The 15,917-nt window shown below is 70.7% G+C and carries 9 protein-coding genes; 4 read left to right on the forward strand and 5 right to left on the reverse strand.

Annotated features, from left to right (window positions below):
- Positions 1-230: 230 nt before the first annotated feature.
- Entirely contained in the window at positions 231-1,883 is a 1,653-nt protein-coding gene (locus AB0O48_RS32950; protein WP_357248706.1) for a hypothetical protein, read from the forward strand.
- A 72-nt stretch (positions 1,884-1,955) separates the two neighbouring features.
- Here the strand turns inward: AB0O48_RS32950 and pulA are convergent, their stop codons facing one another.
- The 4 genes from pulA to AB0O48_RS32970 all read right to left on the reverse strand — a co-directional run bounded on the left by pulA (position 1,956) and on the right by AB0O48_RS32970 (position 9,984).
- Positions 1,956-7,451 (reverse strand): pullulanase-type alpha-1,6-glucosidase, encoded by a 5,496-nt coding sequence (gene pulA / locus AB0O48_RS32955; protein WP_365069789.1) that lies wholly within the window; start codon positions 7,449-7,451, stop codon positions 1,956-1,958.
- Positions 7,452-7,560: 109 nt separating this feature from the next.
- Entirely contained in the window at positions 7,561-8,253 is a 693-nt protein-coding gene (locus tag AB0O48_RS32960; protein WP_365069791.1) for a cellulose binding domain-containing protein, read from the reverse strand.
- Positions 8,254-8,346: 93 nt separating this feature from the next.
- Positions 8,347-8,982, reverse strand: a complete 636-nt coding sequence (locus AB0O48_RS32965) for a hypothetical protein (protein WP_357248714.1) — start codon at positions 8,980-8,982, stop codon at positions 8,347-8,349.
- A gap of 225 nt (positions 8,983-9,207) precedes the next feature.
- Positions 9,208-9,984, reverse strand: coding sequence for a hypothetical protein (locus AB0O48_RS32970; protein ID WP_357572201.1), 777 nt, complete (start codon positions 9,982-9,984; stop codon positions 9,208-9,210).
- 19 nt (positions 9,985-10,003) lie between these two features.
- Here AB0O48_RS32970 and AB0O48_RS32975 point away from each other — a divergent pair, with 19 nt between their 5' ends.
- Positions 10,004-10,192, forward strand: a complete 189-nt coding sequence (locus AB0O48_RS32975) for a hypothetical protein (RefSeq protein ID WP_357248815.1) — start codon at positions 10,004-10,006, stop codon at positions 10,190-10,192.
- A gap of 772 nt (positions 10,193-10,964) precedes the next feature.
- Positions 10,965-11,627 (forward strand): C39 family peptidase, encoded by a 663-nt coding sequence (locus tag AB0O48_RS32980; protein WP_365069794.1) that lies wholly within the window; start codon positions 10,965-10,967, stop codon positions 11,625-11,627.
- A gap of 131 nt (positions 11,628-11,758) precedes the next feature.
- On the opposite strand, the gene AB0O48_RS32985 is transcribed toward AB0O48_RS32980, so the two are convergent.
- Entirely contained in the window at positions 11,759-12,475 is a 717-nt protein-coding gene (locus AB0O48_RS32985) for a DedA family protein (RefSeq protein WP_365069796.1), read from the reverse strand.
- A gap of 251 nt (positions 12,476-12,726) precedes the next feature.
- Between AB0O48_RS32985 and AB0O48_RS32990 the strand changes: the two genes are divergently transcribed.
- The gene (locus AB0O48_RS32990; protein ID WP_365069798.1) at positions 12,727-15,579 is read left to right on the forward strand and encodes an aconitate hydratase; all 2,853 of its coding nucleotides are present in this window, start codon (positions 12,727-12,729) and stop codon (positions 15,577-15,579) included.
- The last annotated feature ends 338 nt before the right edge of the window (positions 15,580-15,917 follow it).

A 15,917-nucleotide genomic window follows, 5' to 3' on the forward strand; every position in this document is an offset into this window, starting at 1 on the left:
TTGGCAGGTCAAGAGGGTTCTACGGCCGTCCTGGGCGGCAGTGGGTCCGGCGGGGTGTCCCGGCCCTTCCCGACGCAACATGAACCGAATGTGGGGTTCTCTCGGATAAGCCCGCGAGGCGAGGAACCTTCTCATACGGTGGTTTTGGGAGCTACAACCGATTTGTAGCAGGGGACACCCGTCTGACGGCGGCGACCCTGTCTGGTACGAGGAGAGGGCAGAGAGCTCCGATGTCCAACTACCTAACGAACAACGAAGCCTCCGGGCGGGCGACGGCCAAGCGCCGCCGCAAGCTCTGGCTCGCCAGTGGCGTGGCCGGTTTGACGGGCGTGATCAGTCTCGCGGCGGTTGGCGTCGCGGGCAGCGCCGGAGCGGTCGGCCTGAACTGGAACACCGCGCAGGTCAGCAAGGACGGCGACCAGCGGGGTGACGAGGCGCGCGACTGGGACAAGGACGAGGACCGGAACAAGGACCGGGACAAGGACAAGGACAAGGACCGGGACAAGGACCACGAGCGCGGGAAGGAGGTGCCCTGCGACACCGACAAGCTGATTCAGGCCATCGTGTTCGCCAACAACAAGCACGGCGGTGTGCTGGAGCTGGCCAAGGGCTGCACCTACAACCTGACCCGCAACGACTACGAGGGCAACGGCCTTCCGGTGATCACGGAGCACATCACCCTCAAGGGTGAGCACACCACGATCTCCCGGGAAGCCACGGCCGACTACTTCCGCATCCTCAACGTCGGCGCCGGTGGTCACCTCACCATCAAGGGCCTGACCATCAAGGGTGGCCAGACCCTCGAGCTGGAGAACGGCGTCGAGCCGGCCGCGGTCTGGGCGGCCTACTCGGACTCCGAGGCGCTCGCCGCGCAGGTGAAGGCGGGCACCCCGTTGGCCCAGGCGCTCAGCACCCGACAGGCCAACCCGAAGGCAGGCCTGAAGGCCGCGCCGAAGGTCACCAAGAAGGTCACGCCGGGCGTCGTCACGCCGCTCGTCGAGGAGCCGGAGGAGAACGACGGCGCCGGCATCCTGGTCCAGCCGGGCGGCACCGCCGAGATCCTGGAGTCCGAGGTCGTCCTGAACCAGTCCGGCGGCAACGGCGGCGGTGTGGCCAACTTCGGCACCACGAAGATCTGGCACAGCACCGTCACCCGTAACACCGCCTTCTTCTTCGGTGGCGGTGTCTTCAACGCCGGCCTGCTCAAGGTCGAGGAGTCGAAGATCACCGACAACACCGCCGTCATCGGTGGTGGCGGTATCTCCAACGGCGCCGCGGAGATCTTCACCGACGACGTCAACGGTGGGACCGTCGAGCTCAAGAAGGCCGAGATCACCGACAACGAGACGCTCGGCTTCGGCGGCGGCTACCTCGACATCGAGGGCAACACCACGGCGTACGAGACGAAGTTCGCCTCGAACACCGCGGTCCTCGCCGGTGGCGGCCTCGCGGCGGCGGACAGCCAGCTCAACCTGCACCACGTCGTGATCGAGAAGAACAGCACCGCCGGTGTCGGTGGTGGTGTGGCCATCGCCTTCGACAGCGCGGTCACGTTCGAGAAGAGCGCCGTCAAGGACAACACCGCCGGCTTCTTCGGCGGCGGGCTCTTCAACGCTGGCAGCGTCACCACGCTGCGCGACAGCGAGGTCGTCGGCAACCGGGCCGTGGGTCCGATCGGGGTCGGCGGCGGCATCTTCAACATCTTCGGCGAGGTCAACCTGTCGAAGACGAAGGTCGCCCACAACTTCTCCACCTTCGAGCCGGGCGGTGTCTTCAGCTTCTTCGGAGAGGTGAACGTGGACGACAAGTCCGCCATCACCGCGAACCGTCCGACGAACTGCCTGGCCATCCCGGGCGGCAGCATCGAGAACTGCTTCGCCTGATCGAAGAGGTAGCGCCAGCACAACGCACCGGCCCCCTTCCGCGCCACGCGGAAGGGGGCCGGTTCACGTTCACTACCTCTGGACGAACACCGCCACGCTGCGCGCCGGGACGCTGAACGTGCCGGCCGCCCGGTCGAACGAGGCGGTACGCAGCACCGGATCGGCCGAGTCGACGAGCACCGGGTGCAGCGCCACATCCGCACCGCGCAGGTCGGCCACCGTCTGCGTCGCCGTCTCCGGGGTGCCGTTGAAGACGACAGTCACCGACTGCCACGCCCCGCCCAGCCCCCGGGCGTCCAGCGTCATGGTCAGCACGCCCGGCGTCTCCTGCTCCCCGGACAGCGGGAACGCCACCCGCCGCTGCACCTGCTCGGCGGTGGCCAGCCCGAACACCGGCGACGACGCCCGGATGCGCAGCAACTCGGCGTACCGGGCGTTCGTGGTGTTGATCGCCGCGCAGTCCGGCACCAGCGCCGGGTCCGCCAGGAGCGGCAACGCGTACGACCACTTGTCCTCGTTGTCGGGCGAGGGCGGCAGACCGGCGCCGAACCCGTTGCCCCGTTCACAACCCCAGCGGATCTGGTTGAACCAGTCACCGGAGTTGAACGAGTTGCGGTCCAGCGACTTCGACCGCAGCCGCTCGGTGCCGGCGGTGACGAACCCGGTGCCCTGCCCCAGCACCACGCTGCCCAGGGCCAGCACCTGCATCCGGGAGCGGTCCGCCGCCGAGGTGGCCTGCGGCAGCTTGTACGCCAGCGCGTCGTACAGGATCTCGTTGTCGTGCGCGTCGACGTAGGTGACGGCCTCCCCCGGCGCGGCGGTGTAGCCGGCCGGGGAGCCGTTGTAGTCCACCTGCTCCCCGGTGACCTGCCGCCCGGCGGTGTCGGTGAACCGGTAGCCGCGCAGGTTGCCGGTCAGCCCCACCTTGATCAGGTCGTGGGCGTGCAGCAGGCGGGCCTTCTGCTCGGCCGGTGACCCGTTGACCGTGTCGCCGTTCGGGTCGGTGTAGAGCCCGGACGCGAAGCCCTGCACCCGTGGGTTGGTGTCGAACGGCCCGCCGCCGCGCACCGCGTCGCGCAGCCGGTCGTTGAAGGTGCCGATGCCGGTGCCGGCCATGTTGGCCTGGGTGGCCTGGACGAACCGGGCGTCGTTGGCGACCTCGCCGAAGTTCCAGCCCTCGCCGTAGAGCAGGATCGACCGGCCGTCCACGCCGTCGCGGGCGACGGTCAGCCGGTCCAGCGCCGCGCGGACGGCCAGGATGTTCGCCTTCGGGTGGTGACCCATCAGGTCGAACCGGAAGCCGTCCACCTTGTACTGCCGCGCCCAGGTGACGAGCGAGTCCACGACCAGCTTGCCCATCATGGCGTGCTCGGGAGCGGTGTTGGCGCAGCAGGTGGAGTTGGCGACCGTGCCGTCCTCCAGCAACCGGTGGTAGTAGCCGGGCACGATCTGGTCGAGCACCGACTTCGGGTCGGTGCCGGCCGCGGCCGTGTGGTTGTAGACCACGTCCATGACGACCCGCAGCCCGGCGTCGTTCGCCCCGGCGACCATCCGCCGGAACTCGGTGGTCCGCGCCGCCCCGGCCGGGTCGACGGCGTAGCCGCCCTCGGGCACGGTGTAGTGCAGCGGGTCGTATCCCCAGTTGTAGCCGTCGGTGTCGGCGACCGCCGCCACGCACTTCTGCTGTTCGGCGGAGTCCGGCGGGAGCGCGGCCAGGTCGCAGGCGGGTTGACGCTGGTCGGCCCGCCGCTCTGGGATCGTCGCGAAGTCGAACGCCGGCAGCAGGTGCAGGTGGCTGACACCGGCGTCACCGAGGGCCTTCAGGTGGGTCATGCCGGCGGTCTTCGGGTCGGTGAAGGCGAGGAACGTCCCCCGCCGCTCGGCCGGCACGGTCTCGTCGGCGGTGGAGAAGTCCCGCACCGACAGCTCGGTGATCTGCGCCTTCGCCGGGGGCACCGGAGCCGGTTTGCGCAGCGTCCGCCAGCCCGCCGGGGCCAGCGCCGGGTCGTTCAGGTCGACCAGCTGGCTGTGCGTGGAGTCCGCGGCGAGGGCCACCGAGTACGGGTCGGTCACCGCCGCGGTGACCATCTTCTGCGCGGCGGGCTGCCACGCCCGCACCTGGTACCGGTAGTACTTCCCGGTCCAGCTCTGGTCGCCGCGCGCCGACCACACACCGGTGCGGTCGTCGCGCCGCATCGGCACGGTCCTCGGCGCGGCGGTGGGCGAGTCGAACAGCTGCAACGCCACCGTCCGCGCGGTCGGCGCCCACAGCGCGACGCTCGGCGTCCGGCCCGCGAACGTCGGCCCGAGGGTGGCGTCGGCGGCCCGCGCGTACACGTCGTCGAGCACCCCGGGGATCTGCACGCCGGTCGCCGCGAGCAGGGCACCCTCCGCGTCGCGCTCGGTCACCAGCACCTGCCCGCGCAACGCCGCCGGGACCTTGGCCAGGTCGCCCCGGTCCAGGGCGAAGCTGCGGTACGACCACAGGTGCGGGAACCTCGTGCGCTGGGCCTCGGTGAGCCCGTTGCGCTGCGCCCGCAACGGCAACGTCGTGTACGTCCCGGTCAGCTCCCCGTCGGCCACGCCGATCCCGCCCTCGGGCGCGACGACGAGCGCGTACGTCCTGCCGTCGGTCGGCGACGTCTGCCACGCCACGGTGGACCTGTCGATCCAGTGTGCCTTCTGCTTGCCGATGTCGGTGTCCCCGCTGGCGGTGGTCGTCGTCGTCGGCAGCAACCGGCCCGGTGTGGCGGCGAGCAGCCACACCTCCCGGCCCGCGCCGGCCAGGTCGAGCCGCTGATCGTCGGGCAGGTCCTTGGTGTCACCGTTGTGGATGATGTAGTTCAGCGCGCTCGCGCCGGCCGCCAGCGGCACCTGGAACACCGCCCCGAACGCGTCGGTCCGGACGGGCTTCAGCGGCGTCGACCACTCGGTCGGGTTGGCCGCGCCGTCCCACACGTGCAGGCCCCAGCCGTCGTAGGTGTTGTCGGCCCGCCGGTAGTGGATCACCGCGGTGCCCTCCTCGACCGGCGGGTCCGGCTCACCGGTGGCTGCCTGCCGGGTCGGGTAGATCGTCGGGTCGCCCTGTTTGAGCCAGATCTCCCCGGTGGAGGTGACGTCGATGCTGCGGTCCTGGGCGACGTCCTTCGTACCAGCCTTGTCGACGACCAGGAAGTTCACCGACGTCGCGCCCGGCTTGAGTTTCACCCACGCGAACCGCCCGTAGGAGTCCTCCCCCGCGAACGGCTGCCCGCTGGGCCACTCGGTGACGTACGCCGGGTCGATGTCACCCCAGGCGTACAGCCCCCAGTCGTCGTACCCACCCGCGGGGCGCTGGTAGTGCACCACCGCCCAGTCCCGCGAGCCGCCGGGCGGGGGCGTACCCACGGTGGCGGTGGACCGGGCCGTCGCGGTGCGGCCCCGGCCGTCGCGGACCACCGCCCTGTACTCGATCCGGGTGCCGCCGGCCAGGCCGGTCAGGTCGTGCTGCACGGTGTACGGCGCGTGGTCCGCGCTGCCCAGCAACGTCCACCGCCCACCCGCGACCCGGGCGGCGACGGTGACGGTGGCGAGGGGGTCACCTGTGACCTGGGCGGTGACCGCGGCACGGGTGGCGACCGGCGCGTCCGGGGCCGGGCTGGTGATGGTGACGGTCGGCTTGCCGGCCGCCTGCGCGATGGGGGTGCCGGCCCGGTACACCACCGCCGACAGCGGCGGCACGGTCAGGCTCAGCTTGCCGTCGGCGCCGGCCGTGGCAGTCTGGCTGCCGCCGTAGATGCCGGTGAAGGTTGCGCCGGCCGACCAGGTGTCCACGGTGACAGTCTGCGCGGTGTCGGCGTTGTTCACCGCCACCACGTACTCGGTCCGGTCGGCGAGGGCGATCCGGGACGCGGCGAACACGCCCGGGCCGTCGGCGGCGTACCGGGTGACCTGCACACCGTCGCGCAGCCCGGGGTGCGCCTGGCGCAGCCGGCCCAGCTCGGCGATCGTCCGGTACAGCGGGTGGCCGGTGTCGAACTGGTCGCTGGCGTGGGTGCGGTCGGTGCCGAGCAGGTCGTCGTCGAGGTAGTCGGGCACCTTCGACGCGAACATGTCCTGCCGGGCGTCCTTGTCCCCGCCGGGTCCGGTGAAGCCCTGCTCGTCGCCGGAGTAGATCACCGGTTGACCCCGGGTCAGGAACATCAGCTGGTGCGCGAGCTGGTCGCGGCGCAGGTGGCTGGCCGGGTCGGTGCCACCGCCGGCGATGAACGACCCGATCCGGCCCATGTCGTGGTTGCCGAGGAAGGTGGGCGACCGGCCCGCGTCGGTGTCCCGGGCGGCGTAGAGGTCGTCACGGGCGTACACGTCGGCGAGCGCCTTCGCCGAGCCGGCGCCGGCGGTGTAGCCGCGCGCGGCCTCCTGGAAGGCGAAGTCGAGAGTCGCCGGCAGGCCACCCTGCCGCACGTAGCGGGAACTGACCTCCGGGTCGGCGCTGTAGACCTCACCGAACATGAAGAAGTCCTTCTTGCCGGCCTTCTCGGCGGCCCGCTCGATGCCCTGGCTGAACTGCGGCCAGAACTCCATGTTGACGTGCTTCACGGTGTCCAGCCGGAACCCGTCGACGCCGATCGCGCCAATCCAGTCCCCGTACGCCTTGGTCATCCCCCGGACCACCTCGGGCCGCTCGGTCCACAGGTCGTCGAGGCCGAAGAAGTCGCCGTACTCGCTGTTCTCGCCCGCGAAGGTCGAGTCCCCCCGGTTGTGGTACATGGTCGCGTCGTTCAGCCACGCCGGAACCTTGACGCTCGCGTCACCCGGCTCCGGAAGGACCGGGGTGTACGGGAAGGACTCCTTGTCGACCGGCGGGAACGCGCGGCTGCCGTCGGCGTAGTGGCGATCCTCGAACGCCCGCCCCTGCGCGTCCGTGTACGGCGAGGTCGCCTTGTCCACGTACGCGTACGTGTCCTCGGCGTACTTGATCACGTCGGCGGTGTGGTTGACGATCACATCGAGGTAGATCTTGATGCCGCGCCGGTGGGCGAGCGTGACCAGCCGCTTCATCTCCTCGTTGGTGCCGAAATGCGGGTCCACCTGGGTGAAGTCGGTGATCCAGTAGCCGTGGTAGCCGGCCGAGATGTCGTTGCCGGCACCCTGCACCGGCCGGTTCTTGAAGACCGGGGCGAGCCAGATGGCCGTGGTGCCCATCCCCTGGATGTAGTCCAACCTGTCGATGACGCCCTTGAGGTCACCGCCGTGGTAGAAGCCCTTGTCGGTCGGGTCGAGCCCGGTCCGCAACCGGTCACCGGTCAGCCCGCCCGGGTCGTTGCGGGGGTCACCGTTGGCGAAGCGGTCCGGCAGGACGAAGTAGAACTGCTCGGCGCGCGCCGGGTTGTCGCCCGCCTTGAGCAGCGCCTCGGCGGTGGGTTCGGCACGCCACTGCGCGGCGCCGGTGGGGGCGAACACGGCGGCGTCGGACGACCGGACAGCGGCGGCGGCCGGATGCGCGGCGACCGGAGTGCCGACGAGCGTGAGGGTGAGCAGGGGGACGAGGGCCAGCAGGGCGGTGCGCGGTATCGGCGTGGGTCTCATCGACGCCTTCCTCTGGTCGTGATGCGCCGCACGCTAACCCTTGCCGAAACATTCTGCAATGCCTTGCAAACATGGTCGTAACACAGCAGCATCCTTGCGGAAGCGCCGCTCAGAATCCGCTACAGCGCACCCCGTCGACAGTGCACTCACGGGGGGTGCTGGAGGTCCGCTCCAGGTGGAACCGCAACGACACCGACCCGCCAGACCGCACGTCCACCCCACTGACGTAGGTGAAACCGTCGCCCGACTGACGAAGCGTCCCCTGTGGCACGCCCTCCACCCAGGTGGTCACCAACCGCCCACCGGAGAACTCCAACCGGACCGTCCACCCACGACTCTGCGAGGACCGGTTGACCATCGACACCTCGCCGATGAAACCCCCGTCGAAGCTCTGCACCACCCGGTACCGCCCACTCATCGCCGGCTGCCCCTGCGGAGCCCGACTCGGTGACCGCGTCACCACCGGCCCACTCCCCGTCGCGCCGACAGACGGGCCGACCGACGGCGACCCCGCCGACGCGCTCGTCGGCAGCCCGCTCGCCCGCCCGGACAACCCCGGCCGCACCGGCGGAGGCGACGACGCCGGGCCGGGAGCGCTCGGCAACCCCACCCCCGTGGGCAGCGGCACCACCGGGGGCACCGGCGCGCCGTCCGGCGCGGGACTACGCCCCCGGTACGCGCCCAGGGCCATGAAGAGCAGGACCACCATCACGAGGACACCAACGCCCACCACGATCCAGGGCGACGACACGATCGCGGCCCGACCGTGCGACAGCCACGGGGCACGACGCATTCCGGACATGTACCTCCCTCAGCGCACCGTCCGGGCAGCCTAGCGATCGGCGGCCGGAGCCGGAAGCGCCAACGACACGCCCCGCCGCGGCACCCTCCCGGCTCAGCCGAGCCGGCAGTCGACCCCGTTGATCGTGCACCGGAGCGGCCGCTGCGCCGACTCACCCCAGCCGACCCGCAGCCGCACCGTCCGAGAGTCACCCGCCTCCAGCGAACGCGTGCCACGCACCACGAACTCGCCGTTCCCCCGGCCCCGCACCGAGACACCCGAGTCGTCAGTGGCCCGCAGAGCCCACAGGTCGTCGTCGAACGCCAACTCCACCGACCAGTCCACCGACCGACCCGACTCGTTCACGATCGACAGCACCGCGGCGTCGCCGTCCCAGCCGTTCTCACCGACCTGGTACCGGGCACCCACCGTGCCGTTCGTCGGCGTGACCGGCACGACCGGCGCCGCCGGAGCACTCGTCCGCGCCGGAGTCGGCGAACTGGTCACGGTGGTGGCCCGCGGCGACGGCGTCCGACCACTGCGCGACGGTCGCGGCGACACCGAGCGCCGCTCCACCGCGGCCGAACTTGGCCCACCGGTGGCCGACGAGGCAGCCGGCACGGTCGGCAGGAACACCGTGGGTGCGGCCCGCGGCGCGACGTCCCGCTCCCTGGTCCGGAACGACAGCAGCGCGATCACCAGGAGCACCACCAGCGCACACACACCGAGCAGCACCACGACCCACGGCATCGATGCCAACACCCGCGCCGCTCGTGTCCCTGCCGCACCGTCCGGCCGCACCGCCATCAGGTCTCCCCTCGTCCCCACCGACGCGACAGCGTAGCCAGCACCGCACCCACCGGAAACCCGGCGGGTACGGATCGCGCCAACCGGCCGGCAGGCCACGGAAAACGGCTCGACTCCACCGACGATCCCGGTGGGTCGCGCCCGGCCCAGGCCCCCCGAGGTCACACGTCAGCGCGGCGGCACCCGCACCTCGATTTCGGCACCCAGTCGGGCATCCGCGGCCAACCCCAGGTCGTCACCGCTCCAGAACCGCCCCGGGTCGTACCAGTTCGGACGCCGACCCGCCGGCAGCAACCCCATCGCCTCGTAGGTCACCGCCACCACCTCGGCGCAGTACGCCGTCTCCAGCGCCCGATCCCGCTCCCCGGCCGAGCCAGTCGGGTTGCCGGAGGAGGCCGAGGTGGCGTGGGTGGCCGAGTTGCCCTGGGGAGCCGGGCTGCCCGGGTTGTCCTCGGTGGCCGGGGCTGGCCGAGATGCTGGCCGGCCGGGGAGCGCCAGCGCGGACAGGCGGGGGCGCGGCAGCGACGGCACCCGACCACGCACCCAGCGCCACGCCAACTGCGCCGTCGACGGGAACGGCGTGCCGTCCAACCGCGCGATCGTCCGCAGCACCGCCTGCTCCATCTCCCCGTCGGCAGGCGGGTCGAGTTGCCGCAGCCAGGCCCGTTGGCCGTACCGGTTGGCCCAGACGCAGACCGCGTCGCGCAGGTCGTGCAGTTGGACGCCGCGCTGGTGGGTGCCCGACCACAGATCCGGCAACGACCTGCCCAGCTCCGCGTGCCACATCAACGGCGGCATGTCGTCCAGCACGACCGCCATCCCGACGTGGTTGACCGGGCTGTTGGTAATGGACTGGATCGCCCGGTCCGGCACGCTGCGACCCCGGAACACCCACACGTCGCCGGTACGGGTCAGCTCGACGGCCTCATCCAGGCTGATGCTCATGAGGGACTAGCCTAGGCCGATGCGGCAAGGATTGCGGTGGTGGAAGGTCCTCGGTCTGGCCGGCCTCGCTGGCGTGGCGGCCTCCGGCGTGGTCATCGCGCGGGCCGAGCGGCGTCGGCGCGCGTACACCCCGGAGGAAATTCGGCAGCGCCTGCGGGAACGTCACGCCCAGGCCGGCGACGCCGCGAAGTCCGCAGACGGCGCCTGACCACCGACCCCGCCCCTCCCGGTGGACGTCCGCCGCGAGGTGACATCTCTGCCCGGGTCCTCGGGCTCGGGCTCGGGCTCGGGTTGATCGTGCTCGGGTTGATCGTGCTGGATCCTGGTTGTAGTGGTCTCCTGCGCGCGGTGAGGGGCCTGTTTCCTGGATCGAGCACGATCATGGGGTGGGTGTCATCGCCGGGTGTGTCGGAGGCGGTGTCCGGTGTCGCCACCGTGGTCACAACCGGCGCAACATCAGGGAGAACTGCCGCCCCGCTGCGACCTGAGGCAGCACTTTCCCTGATCGTGCGCGGATCGTGCTGTGCGCCGGTTGGGGTGCCCGGGGCGGGGTGTCCGGTTCCGCGGGTCCCGGTGTGAGGTGGCCGTCCGGTTTCGCAACCCGTGTCCGGGGTCGGGGTCACCCTCGCGGCGGAATCGGTGGCCGGGCGGGGTCGTTATACCTGGCAGACCACCGCAGCAGTCAGGCCCACCGCAGCAGTCAGGGTCGCGAGACGCGGCTCCGGCCGGGAACATCCGGCAGGCCGCCCCGGTTACATCCCCCGCACGGCCGAGCACCACCACCGGCCAACCCCCGGGCACGCGGACTGCGCCACCCCGGTGGGAGGCGGAATGACCCGCCACCGCGAACGGTTACACCCTGTCCCGACGCCGACCCCCGCTGGCGGGTCGCCGGGCACGGATCCCCCTCGCACTTCCCGCACGATCACCCACCCCCCGGGTGTGGTGCGGGCACCCCCGATGCAGAGGAGCACGCCATCATGCGTACCGATCTGATCCGTAAGACCGCCCTGACCGCCGCCGGCCTCGCCTTCACCGGCGGTGCCATCGCCGGACCCGTCACCACCGCGTTCGCCGCGCCCAGCACCGACAAGCCCACCACCCAGACCCAGAACGACCGTAAGGGTCACGGTGAGCGCGAACTGGGCGTGCGCTACGAGGCACAACCGAACTTCTACTACTGCGGCCCCGCCGCCACCCGAAACGCCCTGTCCGTACAGGGTAAGAACATCAACGTCGACGACATGGCCAAGGAAATGGGCACCACCGAGGCCGGCACCAACAGCATCAACGACATCACCCCGGTCCTGAACAAGGAAACCGGCAAGACCGACGCCTACCACAGCGTAGAGATCAGCAGCCCCGACGCCAACGCCACACAGACCGACACGCTACGCGCCGACATCGTCACGACCGTCGACGACGGCCGCGCCGTCGTCGCGAACATCGCCGGCACCAGCACCGACACCGACGGCAACACCCACTCCTACGAGGGCGGGCACTACATCAGCGTCGTCGGCTACCGCGACAACGGCACCACCGTCAAGATCGCCGACTCCGCCGACCCCAACACCGCCTCCTACTGGATCACCGTCGAGCACCTCGCCGACTGGATCGCCACCCGCGGCTACGCCACCAGCTGACCCACACACACCACCACCGCCTACACCGAAGGGCCGGACCCCACCACGGGGGACCGGCCCTTCGGCATGTGCGTCAGCGCGTCCTCAACCAGCAGCACCGAAGACGATGAGCCGTCCCGGCCGCCAGCGACTCAGCCAGCCGGCGGGCCGACGGACCGCGCTGGCTCGGCGTCCCCCGCCCGCTCGGCGTCCACTGCTGGCTCGGCGTCCACTGCGGGCTCGGCGTCCACTGCGGGCTCGGTCGCCTCGATGCGGTGCGCTCGTCGGCGCAGCCACCAGGTGCTGGCCAGACCGGCGAGCACCGCGAGAACCAGCCCGGCCCAGGAGATGTCCTTGAGCCAGTGCTCGGCCGCCCGGCCCACGCTGAACAACAGGTAGGTGGTACCGAACGCCCAGACCAGCCCACCGGCGGCGTTGGCCAGCAGGAATCGCCGGTACGGCACGTGCAGTGCCCCGGCGAGCGGGCCGGCCAGGATCCGCAGCAGCGCGACGAAGCGGCCGAAGAACACAGCCCAGACGCCGTAACGGGCGAAGCTCTGCTCGGCTCGGACGAGTTGGGCGGGTCCGAGATGGCGGGGGAACCGCCGGCCCAGTCGGGCCAGCAGTGGACGACCACCGCGACGGCCGACCGCGTACCCGATGGAGTCACCGACGATCGCACCGGTGGCCGCGGCGGTGGCCACCCACTCCGGTTCGACCACGCCTGTGGCGGCGAGCAGTGCGCTGCTGACCAGGACGATCTCACCCGGCAGAGGGATGCCCATGCTCTCCACGCCGATAACGCCGCCGACCAGCAGGTATACCGCGATCGGTGGCAGCGACACGAGCCAGTGCTGGACGTCGAACACGGTTGACCCCTTCTCCGACCGGCCTCGAACCCTACCCGCGGCCGGCTGGCCCGGTGGCCCTCCGCACCTCCCGCAAACCGTCCTAGGAGGCTAGGGGTCAGGGTGGGCTGGAGGCCGACACTCGGGTTGCGCAAATAGCAAGACGGACGTACGGTTTTGTTAAGAGCGTGATCGGGCGGTAAGTGTCACCTAACCTCGGCGGTACCCCGACCGGTGCGACAGACTGCTCAGGACTACTTACGGTCGCTGGTGTGAAGGAGTACGACGTGGCGAGCCTCGACACCTTCGGTGCGAAGACCCAGCTACGCGTCGGAGACGCGAGCTACGAGATTTTCAAGATTGACAAGGTGGACGGCCACGCGCGGCTGCCGTACAGCCTGAAGATCCTGCTGGAGAACCTGCTGCGGACCGAGGACGGCGCGAACATCACCGCCGACCACATCGAGCAGCTCGGCGCGTGGGACTCCAGCGCCGCCCCGAGCGTCGAGATCCAGTTCACCCCGGCGCGGGTGCTCATGCAGGACTTCACCGGCGTGCCCTGCGTGGTCGACCTGGCCACCATGCGCGAGGCGGTGCGAGACCTGGGCGGCGACGCCACCAAGGTCAACCCCCTTGCCCCGGCCGAGCTGGTCATCGACCACTCGGTGATCGCCGACCTGTTCGGCCGCGAGGACGCGTTCGCCCGCAACGTGGAGCTGGAGTACGAGCGCAACAAGGAGCGTTACCAGTTCCTGCGCTGGGGCCAGACCGCGTTCAACGAGTTCAAGGTCGTCCCGCCGGGCACCGGCATCGTGCACCAGGTCAACATCGAGTACCTGGCCCGCACCATCATGGAGCGCGGCGGCCAGGCGTACCCGGACACCGTGGTCGGCACCGACTCGCACACCACGATGGTCAACGGCCTGGGTGTGCTGGGCTGGGGCGTCGGCGGTATCGAGGCCGAGGCCGCGATGCTCGGCCAGCCGGTCAGCATGCTGATCCCCCGCGTGGTGGGCTTCAAGCTCTCCGGTGAGATGCCGGCCGGCACCACCGCCACCGACCTGGTGCTGACCATCACCGAGATGCTGCGCAAGCACGGCGTGGTCGGCAAGTTCGTCGAGTTCTACGGCCCCGGCGTGAGCGCCGTACCGCTGGCCAACCGGGCCACCATCGGCAACATGTCCCCGGAGTACGGCTCGACCGTGGCGATCTTCCCGATCGACGCGGAGACGGTCCGCTACCTGGAGCTGACCGGTCGCGACGCCGCGCAGGTCGCTCTCGTCGAGGCGTACGCCAAGGAGCAGGGCCTCTGGCACGACCCGAACCACGAGCCGGACTACTCGGAGCGCCTGGAGCTGGACCTCGGCACCATCGAGCCGTCGCTCGCCGGCCCGAAGCGCCCGCAGGACCGGGTGCCGCTGGGCAGCGCCAAGACGCTGTTCCGCTCGGCGCTGACCGACTACGTCTCCGACGACTCGGTCGGCGAGCGTGACTTCAAGCCGGGCGTTCCCCGCGAGGAGCTGCCGCGCGGTGCCAACGGCCCGGCCGACGAGGCCAGCGCCGAGTCCTTCCCGGCCAGCGACCCGCCGGCCAACGAGTTCAGCGACCCGGCCGACGAGCCGCGTGACCTGGAGACCGCGGCGGTCGGCGCGGGCGGTCGAGCCAGCAAGCCGGTACGGGTCACCGGCGCCGACGGTGTCGAGTACGAGTTGGACCACGGCGCCGTGGTGATCGCCGCGATCACCTCCTGCACCAACACGTCCAACCCGCAGGTGATGATCGGTGCCGCGCTGCTGGCGCGGAACGCCGTCGACAAGGGCCTGAGCCGCAAGCCGTGGGTGAAGACCACCCTGGCACCGGGCTCGAAGGTCGTCATGGACTACTACGAGCGGGCCGGCCTCACCCCGTACCTGGACAAGCTCGGCTTCAACCTGGTCGGCTACGGCTGCACCACCTGCATCGGCAACTCGGGGCCGCTGCCCGAGGAGGTGTCCGCCGCGGTCAACGAGCACGACCTGTCGGTCGTCTCGGTGCTGTCGGGCAACCGGAACTTCGAGGGCCGGATCAACCCGGACGTCAAGATGAACTACCTGGCGTCCCCGCCGCTGGTGGTCGCGTACGCGCTCGCCGGCACCATGGACATCGACCTGGCCAACGAGCCGATCGGTGAGGACACCGAGGGCAACCCGGTCTACCTGCGGGAGATCTGGCCGAACAGCACCGAGATCCAGGACGTCATCGCCCAGGCGATCGGCGCGACCGGGTTCAGTGCCGCGTACGCCGATGTCTTCGCCGGCGACGAGCGGTGGCAGTCGCTGCCCACCCCGACCGGCGACACCTTCGCCTGGGAGAGCGACTCCACCTACGTGCGCAAGCCCCCGTACTTCGAGGGCATGCAGCAGGAGCCGAGCCCGGTCGTGGACATCGCCGGCGCGCGGGTGCTGGCGAAGCTGGGTGACTCGGTGACCACCGACCACATCTCGCCGGCCGGCGCGATCAAGGCCGACTCTCCGGCCGGCACGTACCTCGCCGAGCACGGCGTGCCGCGCCACGAGTTCAACTCGTACGGTTCCCGGCGGGGCAACCACGAGGTGATGATCCGGGGCACCTTCGCCAACATCCGGCTGCGCAACCAGCTGGTCCCCGGCGTGGAGGGTGGCTTCACCGTCAACCACCTCACCGGCGAGCAGACCTCGATCTACGACGCCTCCGTCGCCTACCAGGAGGCCGGCATCCCGCTGGTCGTGCTGGCCGGCAAGGAGTACGGCTCGGGTTCGTCGCGAGACTGGGCTGCCAAGGGCACGATGCTGCTGGGTGTGCGGGCGGTCATCGCCGAGTCGTACGAGCGGATCCACCGCTCCAACCTGATCGGCATGGGCGTGCTGCCGTTGCAGTTCCCGGTCGACGTCAACGCCGAGTCGCTCGGTCTCACCGGCACGGAGACGTTCACCATCACCGGGGTGACCGCCCTCAACGACGGGGACACCCCGCGCACGGTGCAGGTCAGCACCGACACCGGCGTGGAGTTCGACGCGGTGGTGCGGATCGACACCCCCGGTGAGGCGGACTACTACCGGCACGGCGGCATCCTGCAGTACGTGCTGCGCCGCATGATCGCCAACTGACGTACCGACGTCCGGCGTACGGGCCGCTTTCCGCGCTTGCGGGGAGCGGCCCTTGCGTTTCTCCTCGCTCTCGACTCGGCAGCGGCCTCCATCGGCCCGGTCGTGGCGCCGGGCGGCATGGGTTGTCGCCGCCGGTGGGTAGCCGGGCCCGCCGCCCGGTTCAGGTCGTGTCCCTGTCAAGCCCCGGCGTGTTGCGGCGGCGATCCGGCCGACCGAGCTTGCCGACGGGTTCTGGCGCCCGCTACTGCTGCGGCGCCGCCAACGACGAGCGGCCAGGGGGCACCCTTGCCCTCCTGCTCGGCCGACAGCGCGAGGAGGACAACTAGGTGGTGCTGTTG

This window comes from Micromonospora sp. NPDC085948 (assembly GCF_040686315.1).
In the GTDB taxonomy this organism is placed as follows: domain Bacteria; phylum Actinomycetota; class Actinomycetes; order Mycobacteriales; family Micromonosporaceae; genus Micromonospora.